A 1147-nucleotide genomic window follows, 5' to 3' on the forward strand; every position below is an offset into this window, starting at 1 on the left:
CCGCTGAACACGCTTACCTGCGAGAACTTGGTAACTCCGGTGAGCAAGACGAACTGCAGGTCATCGTCCGCAGCCTTGAATACCGAATAGAATCCTTTCAGCACTTCCCGGTTCCGGTCTTCCAGCAACATTTCCTCCTGTTCTCCCTTAATGCCCGTATCAAGCACGTCCAGGATAGGCTTGTCGTATTCGTCAATCAACACCACACAACGTCTACCCGATTGTTTGTGAGCCTGTTTGAGCACGTAGGCAAAGCAGTCTCCCACATCCGTCAGATAAGTGCTTTTCCCGTATTGGGCTTCCCAACCGGCAATGTATCCTTCCAGTTTCTTTTCCAACGTTCCCGGAACGGTGAAGTTGCTTCCGTTGAAGTCGATGTGGAATACGGGATATTCTTTCCATTCCGTTTCCAGCTTCTCGATGGCAAGCCCCTTGAACAGTTCTTTCCTACCTAAGAAATAGTTCTTCAGGGTGGACACAAGCAGGCTTTTCCCGAACCGTCTCGGACGGCTGAGGAAATAAATCACACCTTCCTTTACCAGTTGGTAGAGTAAATCCGTTTTGTCTACATAACAGTATCCTTCTGTTATCATTTTCTCAAAACTCTGTATGCCTATCGGGTATTTCATCATAGCGTATATTCTTATGGAATTTCTTGTTTATGGAGATTATTGAAAAAGGTATGCTGCTTGAAACGTTCGCTTTGCACTTTCCAGCCGTCAATGGTTCCGGTTTCCGATGAAAAGCTGACGCCTATTTTATATACCGGTCTTTTATCGGAAGCATACGGGCGTGCGTAGCCTTTTTCCTCTATCTGCTTTAGGGCTTCATCTGCCGAACCGTCCAGCTTAAATTCGAAGATATAGACGTAATCGGGTGTCTCTACGATGCAGTCCACCCGTCCTTCGCTCTGTTCCTTTTCGGTATAGACCGTGTAGACGCTGACCAGGCGGAATATCAGGTAGAACGTATAGTGGAAATAACGCTCCCTTTCCCTCTCGTCCTGCTTGCGACGCATGGTGTAGGGGATGTCGGCAAGGAAGGAGGTGAACAGCTTATGCAGCTTGTCTGTATCACCTTCCTCCAGCGCATCGATAAGGTCTTGTATCCAACTGTTTACATTTTCCCGTTGGGGCTTGAAATAGTC

2 protein-coding genes are annotated in these 1147 nt (G+C 47.5%); both read right to left on the minus strand.

Annotated elements, in window-relative coordinates; genetic code table 11:
• Nucleotides 1-629 (minus strand): AAA family ATPase (locus tag B5F25_RS20850; RefSeq protein WP_162614477.1); only part of this gene is annotated, 629 nt, incomplete at its 3' end.
• Nucleotides 630-643: 14 nt separating this feature from the next.
• On the minus strand, nt 644-1147 hold a 504-nt coding region (locus B5F25_RS20855; RefSeq protein ID WP_206423577.1), incomplete at its 5' end, for a PD-(D/E)XK nuclease domain-containing protein.

This window comes from Bacteroides sp. An19, from assembly GCF_002160215.1.
GTDB lineage: Bacteria > Bacteroidota > Bacteroidia > Bacteroidales > Bacteroidaceae > Phocaeicola > Phocaeicola intestinalis.